This window comes from Saccharopolyspora erythraea (genome assembly GCF_018141105.1).
In the GTDB taxonomy this organism is placed as follows: Bacteria; Actinomycetota; Actinomycetes; order Mycobacteriales; family Pseudonocardiaceae; genus Saccharopolyspora_D; species Saccharopolyspora_D erythraea_A.
The window spans coordinates 7,309,441-7,330,891 of the sequence record NZ_CP054839.1 but is presented as its reverse complement, the minus strand read 5'-3'; the positions used below and the strand labels follow the sequence as shown (position 1 = coordinate 7,330,891).

22 protein-coding genes are annotated in these 21,451 nt (G+C 70.5%); 10 read left to right on the top strand and 12 right to left on the bottom strand.

Annotation, left to right across the window (positions count from 1 at the left end; genetic code table 11):
- Positions 1 to 94: 94 nt before the first annotated feature.
- A complete protein-coding gene (locus tag HUO13_RS32765; protein WP_211898770.1) occupies positions 95 to 547 on the bottom strand; it encodes a gamma-glutamylcyclotransferase in 453 nt (150 codons plus the stop codon).
- Positions 548 to 812: 265 nt separating this feature from the next.
- Between HUO13_RS32765 and HUO13_RS32760 the strand changes: the two genes are divergently transcribed.
- From HUO13_RS32760 to HUO13_RS32725, 8 genes are all read left to right on the top strand, one after another.
- The gene (locus tag HUO13_RS32760; protein WP_211898769.1) at positions 813 to 2,216 is read left to right on the top strand and encodes an NAD(P)H-quinone dehydrogenase; all 1,404 of its coding nucleotides are present in this window, start codon (positions 813 to 815) and stop codon (positions 2,214 to 2,216) included.
- 130 nt (positions 2,217 to 2,346) lie between these two features.
- Entirely contained in the window at positions 2,347 to 2,742 is a 396-nt protein-coding gene (locus HUO13_RS32755; protein ID WP_211898768.1) for a thiol-disulfide oxidoreductase DCC family protein, read from the top strand.
- 276 nt (positions 2,743 to 3,018) lie between these two features.
- Positions 3,019 to 4,044, top strand: a complete 1,026-nt coding sequence (locus HUO13_RS32750) for a tetratricopeptide repeat protein (protein WP_211898767.1) — start codon at positions 3,019 to 3,021, stop codon at positions 4,042 to 4,044.
- 139 nt (positions 4,045 to 4,183) lie between these two features.
- Positions 4,184 to 5,455, top strand: coding sequence for an alpha-hydroxy-acid oxidizing protein (locus HUO13_RS32745; RefSeq protein WP_249124239.1), 1,272 nt, complete (start codon positions 4,184 to 4,186; stop codon positions 5,453 to 5,455).
- 123 nt (positions 5,456 to 5,578) lie between these two features.
- On the top strand, positions 5,579 to 5,728 hold the full coding sequence (locus HUO13_RS32740) for a hypothetical protein (RefSeq protein ID WP_211898765.1): 150 nt from the start codon (positions 5,579 to 5,581) through the stop codon (positions 5,726 to 5,728).
- Positions 5,729 to 5,966: 238 nt separating this feature from the next.
- Entirely contained in the window at positions 5,967 to 6,176 is a 210-nt protein-coding gene (locus tag HUO13_RS32735) for a hypothetical protein (protein ID WP_211898764.1), read from the top strand.
- Positions 6,177 to 6,336: 160 nt separating this feature from the next.
- On the top strand, positions 6,337 to 6,495 hold the full coding sequence (locus HUO13_RS32730) for a hypothetical protein (RefSeq protein ID WP_211898763.1): 159 nt from the start codon (positions 6,337 to 6,339) through the stop codon (positions 6,493 to 6,495).
- 383 nt (positions 6,496 to 6,878) lie between these two features.
- Complete coding sequence (locus HUO13_RS32725; protein WP_211898762.1) at positions 6,879 to 7,193, top strand: hypothetical protein; 315 nt, start codon at positions 6,879 to 6,881, stop codon at positions 7,191 to 7,193.
- A 159-nt stretch (positions 7,194 to 7,352) separates the two neighbouring features.
- On the opposite strand, the gene HUO13_RS32720 is transcribed toward HUO13_RS32725, so the two are convergent.
- The 4 genes from HUO13_RS32720 to HUO13_RS32705 form a co-directional block, all read right to left on the bottom strand.
- Complete coding sequence (locus HUO13_RS32720) at positions 7,353 to 7,994, bottom strand: hypothetical protein (protein ID WP_211898761.1); 642 nt, start codon at positions 7,992 to 7,994, stop codon at positions 7,353 to 7,355.
- A 91-nt stretch (positions 7,995 to 8,085) separates the two neighbouring features.
- Positions 8,086 to 8,604 (bottom strand): hypothetical protein, encoded by a 519-nt coding sequence (locus HUO13_RS32715; protein ID WP_211898760.1) that lies wholly within the window; start codon positions 8,602 to 8,604, stop codon positions 8,086 to 8,088.
- Positions 8,605 to 8,773: 169 nt separating this feature from the next.
- Positions 8,774 to 10,276 (bottom strand): glycerol kinase GlpK, encoded by a 1,503-nt coding sequence (gene glpK, locus HUO13_RS32710; RefSeq protein WP_211898759.1) that lies wholly within the window; start codon positions 10,274 to 10,276, stop codon positions 8,774 to 8,776.
- A gap of 29 nt (positions 10,277 to 10,305) precedes the next feature.
- A complete protein-coding gene (locus tag HUO13_RS32705; RefSeq protein WP_211898758.1) occupies positions 10,306 to 11,049 on the bottom strand; it encodes an MIP/aquaporin family protein in 744 nt (247 codons plus the stop codon).
- Between the two features lie 484 nt (positions 11,050 to 11,533).
- On the opposite strand from HUO13_RS32705, the gene HUO13_RS32700 reads away from it, so the two are divergent.
- Together HUO13_RS32700 and glpD are read left to right on the top strand one after the other, a co-directional pair.
- Positions 11,534 to 12,358: a DeoR/GlpR family DNA-binding transcription regulator gene (locus HUO13_RS32700; protein ID WP_211898757.1), complete on the top strand. Its 825-nt coding sequence runs from the start codon at positions 11,534 to 11,536 to the stop codon at positions 12,356 to 12,358.
- 79 nt (positions 12,359 to 12,437) lie between these two features.
- Complete coding sequence (gene glpD, locus HUO13_RS32695; protein ID WP_211898756.1) at positions 12,438 to 14,192, top strand: glycerol-3-phosphate dehydrogenase; 1,755 nt, start codon at positions 12,438 to 12,440, stop codon at positions 14,190 to 14,192.
- Between the two features lie 352 nt (positions 14,193 to 14,544).
- Here glpD and HUO13_RS32690 read toward each other — a convergent pair whose 3' ends face one another.
- From HUO13_RS32690 to HUO13_RS32660, 7 genes are all read right to left on the bottom strand, one after another.
- Positions 14,545 to 15,342 (bottom strand): ESX secretion-associated protein EspG, encoded by a 798-nt coding sequence (locus tag HUO13_RS32690; RefSeq protein ID WP_211898755.1) that lies wholly within the window; start codon positions 15,340 to 15,342, stop codon positions 14,545 to 14,547.
- Complete coding sequence (locus HUO13_RS32685; protein WP_211898754.1) at positions 15,336 to 16,256, bottom strand: PPE domain-containing protein; 921 nt, start codon at positions 16,254 to 16,256, stop codon at positions 15,336 to 15,338. Before HUO13_RS32685 ends, HUO13_RS32690 begins: the two co-directional genes overlap by 7 nt.
- A gap of 4 nt (positions 16,257 to 16,260) precedes the next feature.
- On the bottom strand, positions 16,261 to 16,641 hold the full coding sequence (locus tag HUO13_RS32680; protein WP_211898753.1) for a hypothetical protein: 381 nt from the start codon (positions 16,639 to 16,641) through the stop codon (positions 16,261 to 16,263).
- 189 nt (positions 16,642 to 16,830) lie between these two features.
- Positions 16,831 to 17,511, bottom strand: a complete 681-nt coding sequence (locus tag HUO13_RS32675) for a DUF3558 domain-containing protein (protein WP_211898752.1) — start codon at positions 17,509 to 17,511, stop codon at positions 16,831 to 16,833.
- A 101-nt stretch (positions 17,512 to 17,612) separates the two neighbouring features.
- Positions 17,613 to 17,978: a DUF1707 SHOCT-like domain-containing protein gene (locus HUO13_RS32670; protein WP_211898751.1), complete on the bottom strand. Its 366-nt coding sequence runs from the start codon at positions 17,976 to 17,978 to the stop codon at positions 17,613 to 17,615.
- 30 nt (positions 17,979 to 18,008) lie between these two features.
- A complete protein-coding gene (locus HUO13_RS32665; RefSeq protein WP_211903320.1) occupies positions 18,009 to 19,808 on the bottom strand; it encodes an acetyl/propionyl/methylcrotonyl-CoA carboxylase subunit alpha in 1,800 nt (599 codons plus the stop codon).
- Between the two features lie 149 nt (positions 19,809 to 19,957).
- A complete protein-coding gene (locus HUO13_RS32660) occupies positions 19,958 to 21,148 on the bottom strand; it encodes an IS30 family transposase (protein ID WP_349253387.1) in 1,191 nt (396 codons plus the stop codon).
- Positions 21,149 to 21,451: the final 303 nt, after the last annotated feature.

Genomic DNA, 21,451 nt, shown 5'->3' with positions numbered 1-21,451 from the left:
ACCCGGCGATCTCTGGCACGAGTGATTATCACACGGTGGGTGTGATGTCCGGTGCGGACATCACGTCACGCGAGCGTGGGCCAAGCCGACCGGATCAGGGGCCGATGTTGCCGCACGGGCGCTTGCGCAGCTTCTCCACGTAGTCCGACGGAGCCCCGGCCGCTTCGGCCGCGTCGGCCATCACGCCGAGGTAGCGCGCCGAGGGCAGACCGCCCTCGTAGGCGTCGAGCACGTACAGCCACGCCAGGACCGGGCCGTCGAGCGTGTGGACCCGCAGCCGCAGCTTCTTGTGCATCCCCAGCTCGGAGCCTTCCCAGCGGTCGAGCTGTCGTTCGTCCTCGGGGCTGACGTCGTACAGGACGGTGAACACTTGGGAGCCGGCGGCCTCGACGATCGTGGCCAGCGCGCCTTCCCAGCCGTAGTCCTCCCCGCCGAAGGTCAGCCGCCAGTCCATCAGCCAGCCCGTTCCCGCCATCGGGGAATGCGGAGCTCGCTCCATCATCTGGGCCGGATCCATGTTGGACCCGTACGCGGCGTACAGCGGCACGCCCCACAGGGTAGCGATCGACGGGCCACCTGTCGGAGTGGACCGCATCACGAAGGGGTGTACGGCGGTGCGACGGGCGGTCCCGGAAGCCGTGCGGGGTTCGCCCGAACGTCCCGCTCCCGTCCCGTACCCGGGGACTTCGGCGGCTCGGGCCGCGTGGTGAGGCTCACCCGAAGCGGTGGCACCACCCGGAATGACCGATCGCGGCGCAGCGTACGGTGAGGTCGGCGCCCACAAGGCAGGCGGACCGGGGAGGAATCGCACAGTGACCCGCATCGTGATCATGGGAGGCGGCCCGGCGGGCTACGAGGCGGCTCTGGTCGCCGCGCAGAACGCGGCGGAGGTGACGCTGATCGAGCCGGAGGGCCTCGGGGGCGCCTGCGTGCTCTACGACTGCGTGCCGTCGAAGACCTTCATCGCCTCCTCCGGTGCGCGCTCCTCGGCGCGCGACGCCCGAGAGCTGGGCATCCGCAGCCGCAATGAGGACACCGACGTCGATGTCGCGGTGGTCCACGGCCGGGTCAAGGGCCTCGCGCTCGCGCAGTCCGCGGACGTGCGGTCGCGCGTCCGCCGGGAGGGAGTGCGGGTCCTCACCGGAAGGGCGCGGTTCACCAGCCCGGCCAAGGGCATGGCACAGCACCACGTGGGTGTCGACCTCGCCGACGGCGGCTTCGAGGAGCTGCTCGCCGACGTCGTGCTGATCGCCACCGGCGCCACGCCGCGCATCCTCAAGGGCGCCGAACCCGACGGCAAGCGCATCCTCACCTGGCGCCAGCTCTACGACCTGCCCGAACTGCCCGAGCACCTGGCCGTCATCGGCTCCGGTGTCACCGGTGTGGAGTTCGCCTCCGCCTACACCGAGATGGGCGTGAAGGTCACCATGATCTCCAGCCGCGACCGCGTGCTGCCGCACGAGGACGCCGACGCCGCCGCCGTGCTGGAGGAGGTCTTCGCCGAGCGCGGAACCGAGGTCGTCAAGCACGCCAGGGCCGAGAAGGTGGAGCGCACCGACACCGGCGTGCTGATCCACCTCGCCGACGGCCGCCAGGTCGAGGCCAGCCACGCGCTGATGACGGTCGGTTCGGTGCCCAACACCGACGACATCGGGCTGGAGCGCATCGGCATCGAGCCGGACCGCGGCGGCTACATCCCGGTGGACCGGGTGTCGCGGACCAGCGTCCCCGGCGTCTACGCGGCCGGTGACTGCACCGGCTTGCTGCTGCTGGCCTCGGTCGCGGCGATGCAGGGCCGGATCGCGATGTGGCACGCGCTGGGGGAGGGGGTCACCCCGATCAAGCTCAAGACCGTCGCGGCGAACGTGTTCACCCACCCCGAGATCGCCACCGTCGGCATCAGCCAGCAGGCGATCGACAGCGGCGAGGTGCCCGCGCGGACCGTGATGATGCCGCTGGCGACCAACCCCCGGGCCAAGATGGAGGGTCTGCGCCGCGGTTTCCTCAAGGTGTTCTGCCGCCCGCAGACCGGTGTGGTCGTCGGCGGCGTGGTGGTCGCGCCCAACGCCAGCGAGCTGATCCTGCCGATCGCGATGGCGGTGCAGAACCAGATCACCGTGGACAACCTGGCCGCCACCTTCTCGGTGTACCCGTCGCTGTCGGGGTCGCTGACCGAGGCGTGCCGCCAGCTCATGCGCCACGACGACCTCGACTGACGGCGGCGTGGCCGGCCGCGGCCGCTGGTGCTGCCGGGGAACCTGTACCTGCTGATCTGGGACTGGCCGCAGCTCCGGCCTATCGTGGGTGCCACGAAGCCTGGTGCGCTTCCGCCGGGAGGAGGTCCCCATGCCATCGGTGCCGGTGCTGGTCTACGACGGTGACTGCGGTTTCTGCACGCGCAGCGCGCGACTGGTGGAGCGGTTGCCCGTGCGGGTGCGGCTCGTCCCGTGGCAGGAGGCCGACCTCGCGGCGCTGCGGATCACCGAGGACCGCGCCCGGCACGAGATCGTCTGGGTCGACACCTCGGGGCGTCGGTTCGGCGGAGCCGCCGCCGTCGCCGAGTTGCTGAAGGACTGCAGGGGCGTTTGGCCGCTGCTCGGCCACCTCATGTCGCTGCCCGTGCTGCGTTTCCTGGCGCACGCCGCCTACCGGTTGGTCGCGGCGAACCGCTACCGGCTGCCGGGGTCGACGCCCGCCTGCCGCCTTCCCGCGCAACAGCGCCCCGGCGCGCAACGCCACTGAAGCAACGGGGTCGCCGCGCGAGAGAGGCGCGGTGAACCTCCGCCCGGTGTTGATCTCGGCCGAAAGTACGAGCCGGGTTCGGCTCCGCTGGCCGTTCGATCGATCTCGCGCTGCCAATTCGGCCGATCCGAACATTCCCCGTACCCGCATAACGTGAGGTCATCGGGGGTTCGGGTACCGCCGGTGCTCCGGATCAGGGGACAGCGGAGCGCCGGCGGTCCGGCAAGGGTCGAGGCTGGGTCCTCGACCGAGGTGCTGATCGCGAAGGTGGCTCGCATGTACGGCAAGGCGTTCGCACCGGAGTACCAGGGGGCACTCCGGGAACTGTCGGTCAACACGGCGTACGAGGACGTCCTCGCCGCCGCGCGGGAGCGGGAAGGCCGCGCCGAGGCCGACGGCACGCCGCTGGAGCTGGCGCAGGCGCGGCTCGGCGTGGCCGAGGCGTGCCGCCGACTCGGCAGGCTCGACGAGGCCGACGCCGCGTGGCGGGCGAGCTACCACGCGGCCAAGAGCGTGTCGGCGCAGGGCGCGATGGCGTGGGCGCTGTGGAGCGGCGGCACGCTGGCCCGCCAGTGCGGCAAGCTCAACGTCGCGGTGCGCTGGCTGACGGCCGGCCGCGACCTCGCCGAGCAGGCGGGCGACATCGTCGCCTACGGCTACACCTTCGCCGGGATCGCCGAGACGCTGCGGATCAGGGGCGACCACGAGGAAGCGCGGGTGCTGCACGAACACGTGCTGGCCGAGGCGCGCAGGCGCGGCGAGTCCCGGCACATCGTGTGGGCGCTGGAAGGGCTGGCGCAGATCGACCGCTTCGCCGGTGATCTCGACTCCGCCTGGAACCGCTTCGACGAGGCCGCCCGCACCGCGGAGGAGTCCGGCGACGAGCGCGGGCACGCGTGGGCCTTGCGCGGTCTGGCCGACGTGTCGTCGCTGCGCGGTGACCACGACCAGGCGTTGATGCTGCTTTCGCAGGCCGAGCAGACGTGTAGGCAGATGGACCTCTCCAGCGCGCTGGCCTACAACCGCAAGATGCGCGGCAACGTGCTCTTCCGCGCGAGCTGGTACGGGGAGGCTTCGCGCACCTACCGGGACGCGCGCGAGAAGTTCCGCGTCATCGGCGAACCCCGCGGCGAGGCGCTTGCGCAGCTCGGACTGCTCAAGAGCCTCGACAAGCTGGGGCGTCCGCGTCCGGACACCGAGCGCGACCTGGTCGCGTTGCGGGAATCGCTGCAGAGCAGGGAACTGCGGCACACCCGGCAGATGGTCGAGAACACCATCGAAGAAATGACGTCGCGCCCCTGAGCCGGAAATGCTCCCCGGGCCAGGGCCTACCGCGCGGGTCCTGGCCCTGGGCCTTCGGAGCGCGACTGCTTCCGCTGCTGCCAACCGGCCGGTAACTTACGGCCCCACGACGTTGACCGGTGAGCGTTCGGAGGACCCCGTGACCGCTGGCGAATCCTTCGGGCGCGCCGTCCAGTCGCAGATCTACCGCGCCGGCCTCTTCGGCCGCACGCCAGGCGTGCCCGTGTCGCCCGACGCGCTGGAAGCCGCCGCGCACCGCCGGATGAGCCGGACCGCGTGGGCCTACGTCGCGGGGTCGGCCGGCCGCGAGCGGACCGCGCACGCGAACCGGGCCGCGCTCGACAGGTGGGAGATCGTGCCGCGCATGCTGCGCGACGTCGAGGTCCGGGACACCGGTGTCGAACTCTTCGGCGCCCGCCTGCCTTCACCGTTCCTCTTCGCGCCGGTCGGGGTGCTGGAGATGGCCCACCGGGAGGCCGACCTGGCGGTCGCGGCCGCGGCCCGCGAGCTGGGCGTGCCGATGGTGATCTCCACGCAGGGCTCGGTGCCGATGGAGGAGACCGCGGTGGCGCTGGGCGAAACGGTCCGCTGGTACCAGCTCTACTGGCCAGGTGACGACCGGCTCGCGGCGAGCCTGCTCCGGCGCGCCGAGGCGATCGGAGCGGCGGCCATCGTGGTCACCCTCGACACCGACCTGCTCGGGTGGCGCACCCGGGACCTGGACCTGGCGTGGCTGCCGTTCGGCCGGGCCATGGGCATCGCGCAGTACCTCAGCGACCCGGTCTTCGCCGAACTCGTCGCCGAGCGGGCATCCCGCTCCCGGCAGGACGCACCGGTGAGACCCGGGATCGCGGCGCTGAAGACCCTCGCCGGGATCGCCCGGCGATACCCGGGCGGCTTCCTGCGGAACCTCACTTCTCCGATGCCGCGCGCAGCGGTCGAAACCTTCCTCGACGTCTTCTCCCGGCCCGCGTTGACCTGGGAGCACCTCGCCTGGCTGCGCGAGCGGACGTCGTTGCCGATCGTCCTCAAGGGACTCCAGCACACCGACGACGCGGCGCTGGCGCTCGACCACGGGGTGGACGGGATCATCGTGTCCAACCACGGCGGCCGGCAGGTCGACGGAGCCGTCGGTTCCATCGACGCGTTGCCGGGGATCGCCGAACGCGTCGGGGGTCGAATCCCGGTGCTGTTCGACAGCGGTGTCCGCACCGGCACCGACGCCTTCAAGGCGCTGGCCCTCGGGGCGAGTGCGGTTCTCGTCGGCAGGCCCTACGTCTACGGGCTCGCGTTGGCGGGCGCGGACGGCGCGCGGGAGGTCGTGCGGAACCTGATGGCCGAGTTCGACCTGACCATGGCGCTGACCGGCTGCACGACCACATCGGACATCACCCGTGGGGCCCTCCGCTGACCCGGTCTCGGTGCTGGCCCCGGTCGCTGCGAGTGGACTGGTTGGTGTCGCGGTAACGAACCGTTCACCTCCTGCGACGAGGTGAACGGGTTGATCAAGAACTGCAGAGGGGGAAAAGCTCACATGCCTCGCGTGGTGGTGTCCTGGGCGTTGGCGGTCGTCGCGCTGGTGGGCTGCGTGGTCGTCGTGATGGTGGGTGGGACCCCGATGGCGCGACCCGCCGAGATCGGCAGCGGCCCATCGGTCACGGTGGGCACGCTGCCGCACCCGTGACGGGGAATCTGACCGCGATGTGCCCCGCACCTGGCCTTTCCGGGTGCGGGGCACATCCGTTTCCGGCCCGGGGCGGCGGTGGTGCGTCCGTGGCCGGGTGAGTGGCGTGACCGGGTGATCTTCGGCGGTCGAAGGGACGAAAACCGGGCTCTCGGACAGCGGGCGAGCGGCGTTGGAACTGCACTTCGGTGCGGGTGTCTTCCGGCGCTGTCCGCTGGAACGGGAAGGGAGTCTCGCAATGATCCGACTCAGGTGGACGATGGCCGCGGCGGCCCTCGGCGCGGCGGCCGCGATGGCATCGGCGCTGATCGCCGGACCCGCACGCGCCGACGAAGCGGCGTGCGTCGGCTACCTGGCGGGCATGAAGTCCGATACCTCGGTCGTGGCAGCGGATGCCGCCGGGGCGTGCGTGCGGGCTGTCGTCCCACCGGGCCTCGCCCGGATGTGATCACCTCTGCCGTTGGTGGCGACGTCGAAGGCGTGTCTTCTGCTGTCGCCTGTCCGCCACCCGGAGGTGTGACCGTCGATCAGCGCACCGAGCAGGCGAGGGCCGGAAACGTCGGGTACTCCTCGGAAATCGGTGATCGACACTTGGAAAGGGTTACCCCATGCGCGTGCGTTCTCTGATCCTCGCGATGTTGGCCACTGCCGGACTCGCCGTCATGGGCGCGGCACCCGCGTCCGCGGTGGTGGGTCCGTTCGGCGATCTTCTCGGCGGCGTCGGCAAGGGCTCGCCCGTCTCGTCCCTCCTGGGCGGCGGCAAGTAGCAGCGGCACCACTGCCCGTGCCGCTGGTCGGCGTGTCGGGCTCCCGCGCCCGGAGTCCAGCGTTCAACCCGCTGGACTCCGGGCCCGCTGCCGGGTAGCCTTCCCGCTGCCCGGCCAGGGCACGCCAGGGTCGGGTCCAAGCAACCGCCCCCGCATCCTTCCGGTTCGCCGGTCGGGTGCGGGGGCGTTTTTTCGGCTTGCGCACACTGGTTGGCATCGCCTGGGTGGGCGCCGTCGCGGTCGCACGGAGTCACCTCTAGAGCGAATGTCCTTCGTGTGACACACGTTGGTGGTACTTGATCGGCTGGCGCGGCGATCTCGGGTCAAAGTGATCGCGGAAACGCAACCTGATCAAATCCCCGAGAAGGACGGTGTTTCACGTGATGAGCATTTCCGAGATCGAGAACGAGCGGATCGAGCTGCTCCCGGCACGTACCGTGCTGACGACGTTCGCCTTCGCCTTCGGCCCGCGTCATGCGGATTGGGGCGGTGACACCAACAACTCCGCCGCCGGCAACGGCGGCAACGGCGGCGGTGTGGGCGGCGGCAACGGCGGCGGTGCGGGCGGCGAGGCCGGTGCCGGCGGCACGTTCGGCCACGGCGGCCACGGCGGCCACGGCGGCGACTTCGGCCACGGTGGCTTCGGCGTCGGCGGCGACGGCAAGGGCGGCCCCGGCGGTGACGCCTTCGCCCGCTGAGGCAGCAGGCGGGTCAGCGGCCTTCCGCTGGCCCGCCGCTTCTTCTTGCGAGAGCGGAGATCTCCGCGCAGAGATTCGGAAAAGCCGAGATCGCCAAAGCTCTTCTCGGTCTGGGATCTCGCGATACATCCCAGTCGAACCACTGAGTGTTCACAGGACCTACTGCTCGCTGTCGGCGCAATCCTGTTCCCGGCCAGCGCCTCGCCGAAATGCTGATACCAGCAAGGGCTGGTGCACCCCGCCGGCTTCCGCCGCGTGGGCGACTGCATCGGTGACGAGCGCGGCCATGTCCAGCGACCATTCCCGGGCCTGGCACAGCAGGTGGAGCTGGGCCAGGTTGTCGCCGAGCAACCAGCGGCCTTCCAGCTCGTCCGGGGACGGCGCTCCTGCGGATGGCTCGTCGACGGGCTCGACGTTGAGCAGAGACGTCGTCGACGAACGGAATTCGGCGACCAACGCGTCGGCATCGAACGCCTTGTCACCATTGGTGGTGTACAGCGAGATCGTGAATTCCCGCTTCGGGGCCTCGCTCTGCAGCGAGAACCATTCGACCGCGTTGACCAGGCGCGGCCGGGGCGGTGTTCGCCGATGCAGTGGAAGCACGGCGTGGGCGCCGACGGTTTCCAGCGTGCCGATCTTGGCCACGGCGTCGTCCACGCATGCGAGCGCCATCCAGACCGGGATGCGCTGCTTGTCCAGGTTCACGGCCTCGGCCTGGAGCCAGGCGACCTGGCGGGCGTTGCCGTCCTGGGTCCAGTCGCCACCCGCTTCTTCCTGACGCCAGCGGGCCAGCTCGTTCACCTCGGAGGCGAACTCGACCAGGGGTGCAGGCGCAGCACACCGTGGACCCCGACGACGAAGGTCGCCGGGGTCCCTTCCTCGTCCTCTGCTGTCAGGGTCGGCATGGCCTCACTTGTTCCGGAGTGACGAGCACACCAGGGCTGTCTATCACCCGATCGATGTCCACATCAACCGTACTGCGCCAGTGTCCCAGCGCATTCGACGCGCACCGCACGCGTGCATTGGCGCGCTTCTGGTTCTGGTCGGGTGGAATGCTTCGTGCCCCCGGGCTCCCGACCGGTTTCCATCCGTCGGGAAAGAAGTATTCGAGCTGGACGGTCACCGTGGCCGTCTTGTCCTTCATGTCGGTACCCGCATTGCTCGCGGGAGCGTCTGCAGCAGCGACACCGCTATTGCTCGCCAACAAACCCCCAGCCAACGCAGCAACCATGACACGGCTGCCGAACCGCATAAAGCACAACTCCTTGTCCTTGTCCTCCAGCGCGGGGCTGCGTTGCAACTTGATGGCCGTGGACGAGGGTGGCAAAGAGTTCAGCGCATGTCCGGCATTTTGCTGTGAAGGCTCTATCTCGATTGTTTGACCACCCGATTGGATGAGCGCGAGTTCCACTGCGGAGCTGCCGCGAGAAGTGCAGCTGCCCCGCGTCCGGGGTGAGCGGCAACTAGAACACGGAGACCAGTGCCTTGACATGACCCGCTCGCGGGCCTGGTGCGCAGACACGAAGCGAGGGGGCTCCAACGCCGAACCCGGCGTTGGAGCCCCCTCGGTCAGCCGACGCTCACTCGACCCAGTCGAAGGTCTTGGTCACGGCCTTCTGCCATTGGCGGTACTCGGCTTCCCGCTTCTCCTCCGGCATGAGCGGGTCCCACTGCTTGTCCTTGGCCCAGTTGGAGCGGATGTCCTCCTCGCTGCCCCAGAAGCCGACGGCGAGGCCCGCCGCGTAGGCGGCGCCGAGCGCCGTCGTCTCGCTGACGACCGGCCGGATCACCGGGACGCCGAGGATGTCGGCCTGGAACTGCATGAGCAGCTCGTTGCCGACCATGCCGCCGTCGACCTTCAGCGACTTCAGCGGCACCCCGGAGTCGGCGTCCATCGCCTCGATCACCTCGCGGGTCTGGAACGCCGTGGCCTCCAGCACCGCGCGGGCCAGGTGCCCGCGGTCGACGAACCGGGTCAGGCCGACGATCGCGCCGCGCGCGTCGGACCGCCAGTGCGGCGCGAAAAGCCCGGAGAACGCCGGGACGAAGTAGGCGCCGCCGTTGTCGTCGACGGTGCGCGCGAGCTGCTCGATCTCCGGCGCGCTGGCGATGAGCCCGAGGTTGTCGCGCAGCCACTGCACCAGTGAGCCGGTGACCGCGATCGAGCCCTCCAGGCAGTAGACGGTGTCGTTGCCGCCGATCTTGTAGCCGACCGTGGTCAGCAGCCCGTTCTCGCTGAGCACCCGCTCGGTGCCGGTGTTGAGCAGCAGGAAGTTGCCGGTGCCGTAGGTGTTCTTGGCTTCACCGGGCGACAGGCACGCCTGCCCGAAGGTGGCGGCCTGCTGGTCGCCGAGGATGCCCGCGATCGGCAGCCCGCCGAACACCCCGCGCTCGCGGAAGTGCCCGTAGACCTCCGACGACGAGCGGATCTCCGGCAGCATCGACGTCGGGATGCCGAACTCGGCGCAGATGTCCTCGTCCCAGGACAGCGTCTCGAGGTCCATCAGGAGGGTGCGGGAGGCGTTGGTCGGGTCGGTCACGTGCAGACCGCCGTCGGGGCCGCCGGTGGAGTTCCACAGCACCCAGGTGTCCATGTTGCCGAACAGCAGCTCGCCCTTCTCGGCGCGGGCGCGGACACCGTCCACGTTGTCCAGGATCCAGCGGATCTTGGTGCCGGAGAAGTAGGTGGCCAGCGGCAGGCCGGTCTTGCGGTGGTAGCGGTTCTGCCCGCCGTCGGCGGCGAGCTCGTTGACGATGCTGTCGGTCCTGGTGTCCTGCCAGACGATGGCGTTGTAGACCGGCTTGCCGGTCTTGCGGTCCCACACCACGGTCGTCTCGCGCTGGTTGGTGATGCCGACGGCGGCGATCTCGGAGGTCACCAGGTCGGCCTTGGCCAGCGCACCGGCGCAGACCTGCCTGGTGTTGCTCCAGACCTCCTCCGGGTCGTGCTCGACCCAGCCCGCGCGCGGGAAGATCTGGCGGTGCTCCACCTGGTCCACGGCGACGACCCGGCCCGAGTGGTTGAAGATCATGCACCGGGTCGAGGTGGTGCCCTGGTCGATTGCGGCGACGTAGGAAGCCATTTCCATCTACCTTCCGAGGAGTTTCGACGTCAGCTCGCGGGCAGGGCGAGCGCCAGCAGACCGGCCAGGACACCACCGGCGATCGGTCCCACGACGGGGACCCAGGAGTAACCCCAGTTGGCCGAGCCCTTGCCGCGGATCGGCAGCACCGCGTAGGCGATGCGAGGACCGAGGTCGCGCGCCGGGTTGATCGCGTACCCGGTGGGACCGCCCAGCGAGTTGCCGATGCCGATGACGATGAAGGCGACCGCCGCGTATCCCAGCGCGGCGTTCCCGAACTCCGGCACGCCGGCCTGGCCGACCTCCGCCGACGGGTTCTGGATGATCCAGAAGACCAGCACGAAGGTGCCGATGATCTCGGTGACCAGGTTCCACGGCGCGCTCGGCACGGTCGGGCCGGTGGAGAAGATCCCCAGCGTCTCGCCCGGGGCGTCGTGGGTGTCGAACTGCAGCTTGTAGGCCGCCCAGCAGAGCAGCGCGCCGAGGATGCCGCCGAGGAGCTGCGCGACGATGTAGAAGGGCACCTGGCTCCACGAAATCTGGCCGTTGACCGCGAGTCCCAGTGTCACCGCGGGGTTGATGTGCGCACCGCTGGGAGCGGCGATGCTGGCACCGGCGAAGACCGCGAAGCCCCAGCCGAAGTTGACCAGCAGCCACCCTCCATTGTGGCCGAGCGACCTGCGAAGCACGTTGTTCGCGACCACACCGCACCCGAGCAGGGTGAGCATGGCGGTGCCCATGAACTCCCACAGAAAGATCTGACCAGGACTCATCGTGTCGATCCCCTTATCGTGCCGCCGTTGGCGCGGACGGGTTCAGCAAATGTCCGACGTGGAATGAGTCGGGACGGTACTGCCGCATGGCAACACGTGTCCACGCATGCCGCCAGTCGTAGGCAAGCGGTTGGGCTGTCCCGGCTAATCCCTGCTTCCACTTCGCTTCGCCGCAGGTCGCGGCGGTTGCGGCCGGGGAGGTCGTGATCCGCTTCGAGCGCGGTTGCGACGCGATCATGCCCGCGACGACCTCCTCCGTTGGAGCTGCCGGCCTCGGCTACCTGCCGAAGAGTGAGGTCACACTAGACTTGGTGAAACAAACATTGCAATAGCTCTCCGATGGTGTTTTTATCGTGTTACACGATGACGACGTGGTCAGGCCGGTGCAGGCCGGAGGTGGACCCGCCGTATGAGGCCCGGCCGAGGAGGATGGGAACCGCCAGTGGAGGAACCCCGAGAGGGATGTGCGGTGAGGGGAACGACGATGTCCGGGACCTCCGGTCGACGCCCGTCCGGCAAGCAGCAGGACCGGCGCCGAAAGATCACCGAGCTGGTCATGGAGGAGGGCTCGCTGCGGATCGACGACCTCGTCGCGACCGTGGGCGCCAGCGCCATGACCGTCTACCGCGACCTCGCCGACCTGGAGTCGCAGGGGCTCGTGCACCGCAACCGCGGCTACGTCTCGGCGGCCTCCTCGCTGCTCTACGAGGCGGCGTCGGAATACCGGATGCAGCAGAACCAGGCGGAGAAGGAAGAACTGGCCCAGGCCGCCGCCGAGCTCGTCGAACCCGGCCAGGCGGTGGTGCTCGACGACTCGACGACCGGGGTGTTCCTGGCCAGGCTGCTCCCGGAGCGGGCGCCGCTGACCGTGGTGACCAACCACCGCGGGGTCTTCGGCGAACTCGCGGGGGTGCAGGGCATCCACCTCATCGGCGTGGGCGGGGACTACCTGCCGTGGGCGGACGCGTTCGTCGGCGGCATGGCCATCGACGCGATCCGCGGCATGCGGGTCGACCTGGCGATCATGTCGGTCTCGGCGGTGACCGACGGCATCGGCTGCTACCCGCAGCAGGAGATGGTGCAGCTCAAGAAGGCCATGCTGGCCTCGGCGAGCAAGCGGGTCCTCTACGTCGACCACACGAAGTTCCGCAGGCGGGCGCTGCACGCGGTCGCCCCGGCCGAGGACTTCGACATCGTGATCGTGGATTCCAAGACCGAGCGCTCCGACATCGAGGTGCTGCGCGAGCGGGGCGCGAAGGTCGAACAGGCGGGCGTCGCGGACGGCGCGGAGCCTGCCCGTCGGGCATGATGACCACCGAAGACGTACCGGCGCCAAGTCCGTGCCCGCGTCAATAGGTGGGACGCGATTCGAGCAAGGAGGACGTCTGGTGTCCAAGCAGAGCACGGGGTCGGCCCCGTCCGAAGTGACCAGGGCCGAGGGCAGGCTGGGGCCGGCCGACCGGGTCGAGAACTGGCGGCGGCTGGGTTCCGAGGAGTTCGACGTCGTGGTGATCGGCGGCGGTGTGACCGGCGCGGGCGCGGCGCTGGACGCCGCGACCCGCGGGCTGCGGGTCGCGCTGGTCGAGTCCAGGGACCTGGCCTCGGGCACGTCGAGCCGCTCCAGCAAGCTGTTCCACGGCGGTCTGCGCTACCTGGAGCAGCTGGAGTTCAACCTGGTCCGCGAGGCCCTGCGGGAACGCGAGCTGATGCTGACCACGCTGGCGCCGCACCTGGTGAAGCCGGTCAGCTTCCTCTACCCGCTTACCCACCGCATCTGGGAACGTCCTTACTCCGCGGCGGGACTGTTCCTCTACGACACGATGGGCGGCGCCCGCTCGGTGCCGGGGCAGAAGCACCTGACGCGCGCGGGCGCGCTGCGGATGGCCCCTGCGCTCAAGCGCGACGCGCTCATCGGCGGCATCCGCTACTACGACGCGCAGGCCGACGACGCCCGCCACACCATGACCGTCGCCAGGACCGCCGCCCGCTACGGCGCGGTCGTCACGAGCTCGACCCAGGTCATCGGGTTCCTGCGGGAGGCCGACCGGATCGCGGGCGTGCGGGTGCGCGATGTCGAGACCGGCGCCGAGACCGAGGTGCGCGCCCAGGCGGTCATCAACGCCACCGGCGTGTGGACCGACGAGCTGCAGAAGCTCTCCGGAGGTCGCGGGCGCTTCCGGGTGCGGGCCAGCAAGGGCGTGCACATCGTCGTCCCGCGCGACCGGATCGTCGCCGAGACCGGGATGATCCTGCGCACCGAGAAGTCGGTGCTGTTCGTGATCCCGTGGGGCAGCCACTGGATCGTCGGCACCACCGACACCGACTGGAACCTCGACCTCGCCCACCCGGCGGCGACGAAGAAGGACATCGACTACATCCTCGAACACGTCAACACCGTGCTGGCCACGCCGTTGACCCACGACGACATCGAGGGCGTCTACGCCGGGCTGCGGCCGCTGCTGGCCGGGGAGAGCGAGGAGAGCTCGAAGCTCTCCCGCGAGCACGCGGTCGCCCGCGTCGCGCCCGGACTGGTCGCCATCGCGGGCGGCAAGTACACGACGTACCGGGTGATGGCCGCCGACGCGGTGGACGCGATCGGCAGCGACGTCTCCGGCCGCATCGCGCGGTCGATCACCGACAAGGTGCCGCTGCTGGGCGCCGACGGCTACCACGCGCTGGTCAACCAGGCCGACCAGCTCGCGGGCAAGCACGGCGTGCACCCGTACCGGATCCGGCACCTGCTCGACCGCTACGGCTCGCAGGTCCACGAGGTGCTCGCACTGGCGGAGGAGCGGCCGGAGCTGCTCAAGCCGGTGCCGTCGGCACCGAACTACCTGCAGGCCGAGGTGGTCTTCGCGTGCAGCCACGAGGGCGCGCTGCACCTGGAGGACGTGCTGACCCGGCGCACCCGGATCTCCATCGAGTACCCGCACCGCGGCGTCGACTGCGCCGAGGCGGTGGCCCGGTTGATGTCGGACGTGCTGGGCTGGGACGACGAACGCATCGCCCGCGAGGTCGACGTCTACGTGCGGCGGGTCGAGGCCGAGCGCGACTCCCAGACCCAGCCCGACGACGAGGCGGCCGACGCGAAGCGGTCGGCGGCGCCGGAGGCGCGGGCGAAGCTGGTCGAGCCGGGCAGCTGACGGCGACCGGTGCCGTGCGGGCCCGCTCGTCCGGGAGTGCTGACGGGCGGAGTCCTGCGACCACCAGCGGCGCAGCGGCTCCCGGGCGGCCGCGGCCGAGTCGACGCGGCCGGGCGCGGCACTGAACCGCGCTCGCACCCGGGAGCGCCGCCGGACGTCCGCGGAGGGGGACGACCACGGCCGGGGACGACGGTGGTGCGCGTCAGCCCGGGCGTGCGGGGACATCCCGCCGCCCGGGCTGACGCGTTTTCGGGATTTCCGTTGCGGGGCAAGCGGAATCTCTCTTGGCGGTTGGCGGCGGATGCTCGACCGGACCCGTGGGCGAACGGCCGGTCATCGGCCCGCGGGCCGGTCAGTCCCCGGTGACCTCGGCGAGCAGTTCGTCGAGGTGGCCGATCATGCGGCGGGCGTCCACCGGCGCGACCGTGCTCCACGGGTCGCCCGACGGCGACTGCCGCCTTACCTGCACGTAGCGGCCGCGCGGGGTGTCGAAGAACCCGACGACGTGCGAGCCGCGCAAGCGGCGCCCCCAGCGGTCCCGCGCTGCGGCGCCGAACTGACCGCGCGCGCCGACCTCGCCGACCATGCTGGTCAGCGCCTCGGCGTCGCCGGAACGCACGCCCCTGCGCCGCAGCCCCGCCTGCAACCTCTCGACGTCGGCGCCCGCCTCCGCGGCGGCCGCGTCGAGGTCGGCGCTGGGCACCGACACCGAACCGCCGGGACCCGGGCCGAGCTGCGGCAGCACCGATGCGGCCTCTCGCGGCAGGCCGGACGCGGCGGCCGGTCGCAGCGTCAGCGCGTCGTCCTCCTTGGCCGCGAGCACCGCGTGCTCGTCGTCGGCGGCCGCGAGTACCCGGACGCTGCGCCCGAGCCACAGCCGGCCGTCGACCTCGCGCCGCGGCCGCGCGAGGGTCCGCAGCATCCGCTCCAGCTCACCGTCGATGCCGGTGGGCCCGCCGAGGCCGCGCCGCGACAGCGACCGCCACGCCGACTCCACCAGCTCCGCGCGTTCGGTGTGGGTGCGTCCGGGCGAGGGGACCTTGAGCACCAGCGGCATCGTGTCCAGCCCGAGGTGCTCGAAGAGGACGTCGAACTCCAGCGCCGACAGGGTCACCAGCCGGTCCCGGTCGGCTTGCGCGCCGATCACCATCGGCCGGGCTCGCCACCGATCACCGGCCGGGAATGGGTCTGGGGTTCGTCGAAGAAGCCGCCCGGACTGCCGAACTCCTCGGTGACCTCGCGGTCGAGCTGTTCGGGCTCGTCGTTGCGGGGCCGGGGCGTCCCCGCCGCGCCACCGGGGCGGGCCGGTGCGCCACCACCTGGACGAGCCGGTGCGCCGCCGCCTGGACGTGGTCCGGAGCCGCGCGCGGGGGCACCACCTGGTGCGCGGGAAGCCGCGCGAGTTCCGGAGCCCCGGGATGCCACCCCGGTCGCAGACCGCGCCGCCGGGACCGCGGGTGTGCTCGCGCCCCAGCTGATGGTGATCGACTGCTGTCCACCGGGGGTGGGCGAGCTGGACTTCACCGGCGCGTCCACGACGACCTGGGGCGGCGGTGCGAACGACGCCAGCGAGGTGGTGTTGGCGGTCGTCGAGGCTTCGTAGGTGCGCATGACAGCGAACGCGCGCTGCTCGGCGGCGTCGCGCTGGGACTCCTGCACCTCGTAGTCGCTCTGGCCGCCGAAGAGGTGGGTGAGCACCGACTCGGCCGCGCCGGGCTCCTCGGCGGTCACCGGCACCGGCGGCGGCATGTCGGCCCGCGCCTTGCTGATGAACTCCGCCTGCTGCTCGGCGCGGTCGCGCATCGCGTCGGCCGCCTGCTGGGCCTGCATCGCCCAGTCGCCCAGCGGGCGCAGCCCGTCCCGCGCGCTGTCGGCGGCGGCGCCCTGCCAACCCGACATCGCGCCCGACAGGGCCGTCGCGAGCCCGCTGTCGATCTCGCCGAGCGCGCGGGTCAGCTCGCTCCAGCGCCGGATGGAGTCGCTGGAGCCCGACGGGCCCGGACCCTGGTGGATCTGGTCGAAGAGCTCCTCGTGGCGGTAGCCCTGCCAGCGGTGGTCGCCCATCGGCTCAGCAGCCTCCGCCCATGCGGACGACGTTGTCGTCCTCGATCCGCTCGTACTGCCTGCCCGCCAGGCGCAGCGACTCGGCCGCCGCCTGGAGCTGGTCGCGGTACCCGCACAGCGCGGTGAGGGCGTCGTCCCCGCCACCGACCGAACGCTGGTTGAACTCCTCCGCCGCGGTGCTGCTGACCGGGTCGCCGGCCCACGGCCGGATGCGCAGCTCGGTGATCGCGTGCTCGATCTGCACGCCGACCTCGTCGAGCGAGGTCTGCAGGGCGCTGACGAGGTTCGGGATGGCGGAGGGCTCGACCTGCACCGATCCGCCGGCCTGCGCCGGCACTCCGGTGGAGTCCGATGAGCCGTAGCCCGGTGGTGAACTGAGCGGCACGGTTTCCCCTCCCACAGGTGAGACGTCCGCGGAACACTGTAATCACCATTTGTCACTCTGGGGAGTGCTCCAAACGCGGTGAGTGTCACCAACGGAGGGCCTAAAGGTGCCGGTCACACACGAGGCGGTGAACACGCTGGCAACCGGGAGTCGCCGAAAGATCACGCCCGATCGTGTGGCGGCGTGCGCCTAACCGGTGGGTTCGACCACCGGCTCGGACTCGGTCTCCGGCTGCCGGCTCGGCTTCTCGGAGCTCGACGTGGGCGGCGCCACCAGCGACGCGACGGTGTCCTCGGCGACCCGCTGGGCGCCCGCGCACAGCGATTCGAGCGGCGGCGCGGGACGGCCGCCGTCGTCGCGGTAGAGGACGTCGACGTGCTGGCCCTCGGCGACGTCGATCGCGACGTTGCACGACAGGTTCAGGTCCGGAGTCTTGATCACCAGCGCGGGGAATCCGCCGATGACGACCGGGGTCGCCTCGACCTGGGCGGTGTCGTCGGTCCAGACGCCCATGCCCTCGGTGGTGATCAGCGACAGCCGGGCGCCGACCTTCGCGGTGGTGTTGCGGTAGCTGCAGGTGGCCGCGTCGCCGAAGCCTGCCTCGGAGTCCGGCAGCGGCTCGCGGTCGAAGCCGAGCTGCGCGCGCTGGTCGGCGGTGAGCAGTTCGCACGGGTTCAGCCCGTCGAGGGCGATGTCGAACGGGCGCGGCGGCAGCGGCTGCGCCGAGCTCGTGGTGGGCGGCGGAGGTGGCGGTGGCTGCGTCGCGGTGTCGGCGGTGTGCTCCGCCAGGAGTCCGCAACCGGGCAGCGCGAGAGCCGCGACGACCGACGCCCCGCCCAGCAGGCGTCGTCCGGTCCGCGAGCTGTGCATGGTGTTCACCGTAGCGAAACGCCCGGCACACCCGTTGGAGCTCAGGCGAGAACGCGTCGTGCGCTGCGACTCAGCTCACGCGGGGTGTCGCGGGACGGGGCTCACCGGCGGCGCCGGGCGAACCACAGCCCGAACGCCAGCACCAGCAGCACCACGAAAACCGGTTGTTTGACCACGATCGCGAGGAACACCAGCATCGCGCCCACGCACGCCACGAGCACCAGGTTCCCGCTGCGGGACGCCGGGACCGACCGCACGGGTACCGGTGCGCGGTCGGACGGCCGAGGGGAGGGCAGGTCGTCGAAGAGCGCGTCGAGCTCGGAGGCGTAGCGGGCTGAGGCGGCTCTTACGCAGCGTTGGTCGTACTCGTCGACCTCCAGCCTGCCCGCGGACATGTGCGTGCCGAGCAGTTCCATCGCCAGTTCGCGTTCCTGATCGCCGACCCGCAGGTCGCGCTGCTTGCCCACGGCCCCATGGTAGGCCGCCGGACGGGGTGGTCAGTCTTTGAGTTCGCAGAGGGTGGTGCCCTGGGTGAGGGTGTCGCCGGGCTGGGCGGTCAGGCCGGTGACGGTGCCGTCCTTGTGCGCCAGTACCGGGTTCTCCATCTTCATCGCCTCCAGCACCGCGATCTCCTCACCCGCGCCGACCCGGTCGCCCTCGGCCACCGCGAGCTTGACCAGCGTGCCCTGCATCGGCGCGGTCACCGCATCCCCCGAGGCCGCGCCACCACGACCCCCGCCCGAGCGCCTGCGCGCACGCCCCGCCCCCGCGGCCGGTGCGACCGCCGGAGTCAGATCCGCCGGCAGCGACACCTCCAACCGGCGGCCACCGACCTCGACCACCACCGTCCGCCGCCGCGCCGCCTCCGCGGCCTCGGCCGCACCGTCGAACGCCGGCAGCGTGTTGTCGAACTCGGTCTCGATCCACCGGGTATGCACCCCGAACCCACCGGCACCCTCGGCGGTGAACGCCGGATCGGCCACCACCGCCCGGTGAAACGGCAACACCGTGGCCAACCCCTCCACCCGCATCTCGGCCAGCACCCGCCGCGACCGCGCCAACGCCTGCGCCCGATCCCGCCCCCACACGATCACCTTCGCCAGCAACGAGTCGAACTGCCCCCCGATCACACTGCCCGACTCCACCCCGGCATCCACCCGCACCCCCGGACCCGACGGCACCACGAACCGCTCCACCGTCCCCGGCGCAGGCAGGAAATCCCGCCCCGGATCCTCCCCATTGATCCGGAACTCGATCGCATGCCCCACCGGCACCGGATCGGCGTCCAGCCACAACCGCTCACCCGCCGCGATCCGCAACTGCTCGACCACCAGATCCAACCCCGTGGTCTCCTCCGACACCGGATGCTCCACCTGCAACCGCGTGTTGACCTCCAAAAACGAAATCGTCCCGTCCACACCCACCAAAAACTCCACCGTGCCCGCACTCGCATAACCCGCCCGCGCACAGATCTCCCGCGCCGCGGTATGAATCCGCTCCCGCTGCTCCCCGGACAAAAACGGTGCCGGCGCCTCCTCCACCAACTTCTGATGCCGCCGCTGCAACGAACAATCCCGCGTCCCCACCACCACCACGTTGCCGTGCCGATCAGCCAGCACCTGGGCCTCCACATGCCGCGGCCGGTCCAGATACCGCTCCACGAAACACTCACCCCGACCGAACGCCGCCTCGGCCTCCCGCACCGCCGACTCGAACAACCCCGGAATCTCCTCCAGACTGCGCGCCACCTTCAACCCCCGGCCCCCACCACCGAACGCCGCCTTGATCGCCACCGGCAACCCGTGCTCCTCGGCGAAGGCCACCACCTCATCAGCACCCGAGGCCGGCTCCTCGGTCCCCGGCACCAACGGCGCCCCCACCTCCAACGCGATCCGCCGCGCCGTCACCTTGTCCCCCAACACCCGGATCGCCTCCGGCGACGGACCCACCCACACCAGACCCGCATCCAGCACCGCCTGCGCGAAATCCGCGTTCTCCGACAAGAACCCATACCCCGGATGCACCGCATCCGCCCCCGACCGCTTCGCCGCATCGATCACCTTGCCGATGTTTAGGTACGACTCCGCCGCCGTCGACCCACCCAACCCGAACGCCTCATCGGCCAACCGCACGAACACCGCATCCACATCCGGCTCCGCATACACCGCCACACTGCCCACCCCCACATCCCGGCACGCCCGAACCACCCGCACCGCGATCTCACCCCGATTCGCCACCAGCACCTTGCGCAGCGGCGCGGTGCGTTCACGGGTGTCCTGGACGTCCTGCTGGGCCACGGCGGCCTCCCCTACAGAGCACCGGATACGCACCGAGTCTAGGCGCTGACCAGCGTCGGGCCCGGTTTCCGGCGAGACGGGCGGCGAACGCGAAAACAGCCCCGCCCAGGTGGTGGATTTCAGGGGTCGTTGCAACACCGTCTTGGTTGTTAGGTGGTGAGTAGATCACGCAGACGCTCGGCTGGGGTATCCCAGCCGAGCGTTTTGCGTGGTCGGCTATTGAGTTCTTGGGCGACGTGTTCGAGGTCTTCGGGTCCGTGGACGCTCAGGTCGGTGCCCTTGGGGAAGTACTGGCGGAGCAGGCCGTTGGTGTTCTCGTTGCTGCCGCGCTGCCAGGGGCTGGCGGGGTCGCAGAAGTAGACGGTCATGTCGGTGGCCAGGGAGAACTGTTTGTGCCGGGCCATCTCGCAGCCCTGGTCCCAGGTGAGTGAGCCGCGCATGTGCTCGGGCAGGGTCGAAACGGTCTTGATCAGGCCGTCACGGACCTGATCGGCGTCGTGCCCGTGGGGCAGGTGGACCAGCATTGTGTAGCGGGTGGCGCGCTCGACCAGGGTGCCGATCGCGGACTGGTTGCCTTCGCCCATGATCAGGTCACCCTCCCAATGACCGGGGACCGCGCGGTCGGCGACCTCCGCGGGCCGGTCGGAGATCATGATCATCTCGTCGCTGAACCGGTGCCGGCGCTGACCGGGATGCCGCTGCGGCTTGCGGCGGGTCCGGCCGGTGCGCAGCGCGCGTTGAACCTCGCGCTTGAGGCCGCCACGGGCCTGGAAGTAGAGCGCCTGGTAGATCGTCTCGTGGCTCACGCGCATGCTCTCGTCGTCAGGGAAGTCCCTCACAAGCCTGTTCGAGATCTGCTCCGGCGACAACTTCCGCTCCAGGCCCAGCTCGACCTGTTCACGCAGCGCGGTGTTCATGACCAGCTTCGATGCCTTGGGCCGCACCCGGTTGGCCGCGGCATTGCGGTGCGCCTGATGAGGCAGATAGACCCCTTCGACGCTGTGCGCGCCGACCTCGCGGGAGACCGTGGACTTGTTCCTACCGAGGCCGGCCGCGATCTCGGTGAGGGTGAACTTGTTGATCAGTCCGTCGGCGATCACCAGCCGCTCATCCAGAGACAGGTAACGGTCGCTGGTGACAGCATCGGCTGATCGGGTCATGGAGGTGAGGTACCGGGTTCCGGCATCGGAGTCCACGACCACCCCGTTCGGGTAGACACGCGTGTTGCGGGTCTTGCGGACCCCGCCACGCCAGTCCCGCCCGGTACGCGGATGCACACCCACCTTTCTGGCCGCGCGCGTGGTGGACCAGCCCTGTTCGACCAACTCCAAGAACCGCACCCTCGCATGCGCTTTGCCCCTCGCGGCCCTCGCCGCGGGAACCAGCTCGGCCTCGACCAGGATCCGTCGAGCAGCGCCATGACTCAGCCCGCTCACGATCGCCGCTCGGTTGATGCTTGCCGACTCCTCGAACACCGCGATGACCCGCTCGCGTACCACAGCACTGATGCCAGTTCGCTTACCCGACCCCCGGCCACGGGCCCGCAAGATCTCATAGCCACGGCTGCGCCCGACCCCCACAACCTCACAAGCCGCCGCTACCGGCACCCCCGCATCCACCATCCGCACCAGAACATCGCCGTG

Coding starts and splice junctions, on each gene's coding strand:
- HUO13_RS32755 (WP_211898768.1), top strand. CDS start 2,347: ATGCCATCGGTGCCGGTGCTGGTCTACGACGGTGACTGCGGTTTCTGC.
- HUO13_RS32750 (WP_211898767.1), top strand. CDS start 3,019: ATGTACGGCAAGGCGTTCGCACCGGAGTACCAGGGGGCACTCCGGGAA.
- HUO13_RS32740 (WP_211898765.1), top strand. CDS start 5,579: ATGCCTCGCGTGGTGGTGTCCTGGGCGTTGGCGGTCGTCGCGCTGGTG.
- HUO13_RS32735 (WP_211898764.1), top strand. CDS start 5,967: ATGATCCGACTCAGGTGGACGATGGCCGCGGCGGCCCTCGGCGCGGCG.
- HUO13_RS32730 (WP_211898763.1), top strand. CDS start 6,337: ATGCGCGTGCGTTCTCTGATCCTCGCGATGTTGGCCACTGCCGGACTC.
- HUO13_RS32725 (WP_211898762.1), top strand. CDS start 6,879: ATGAGCATTTCCGAGATCGAGAACGAGCGGATCGAGCTGCTCCCGGCA.
- glpK (WP_211898759.1), bottom strand. CDS start 10,276: ATGGCTTCCTACGTCGCCGCAATCGACCAGGGCACCACCTCGACCCGG.
- HUO13_RS32705 (WP_211898758.1), bottom strand. CDS start 11,049: ATGAGTCCTGGTCAGATCTTTCTGTGGGAGTTCATGGGCACCGCCATG.
- HUO13_RS32700 (WP_211898757.1), top strand. CDS start 11,534: ATGTCCGGGACCTCCGGTCGACGCCCGTCCGGCAAGCAGCAGGACCGG.
- HUO13_RS32690 (WP_211898755.1), bottom strand. CDS start 15,342: ATGGTGATCGGCGCGCAAGCCGACCGGGACCGGCTGGTGACCCTGTCG.
- HUO13_RS32685 (WP_211898754.1), bottom strand. CDS start 16,256: ATGGGCGACCACCGCTGGCAGGGCTACCGCCACGAGGAGCTCTTCGAC.
- HUO13_RS32675 (WP_211898752.1), bottom strand. CDS start 17,511: ATGCACAGCTCGCGGACCGGACGACGCCTGCTGGGCGGGGCGTCGGTC.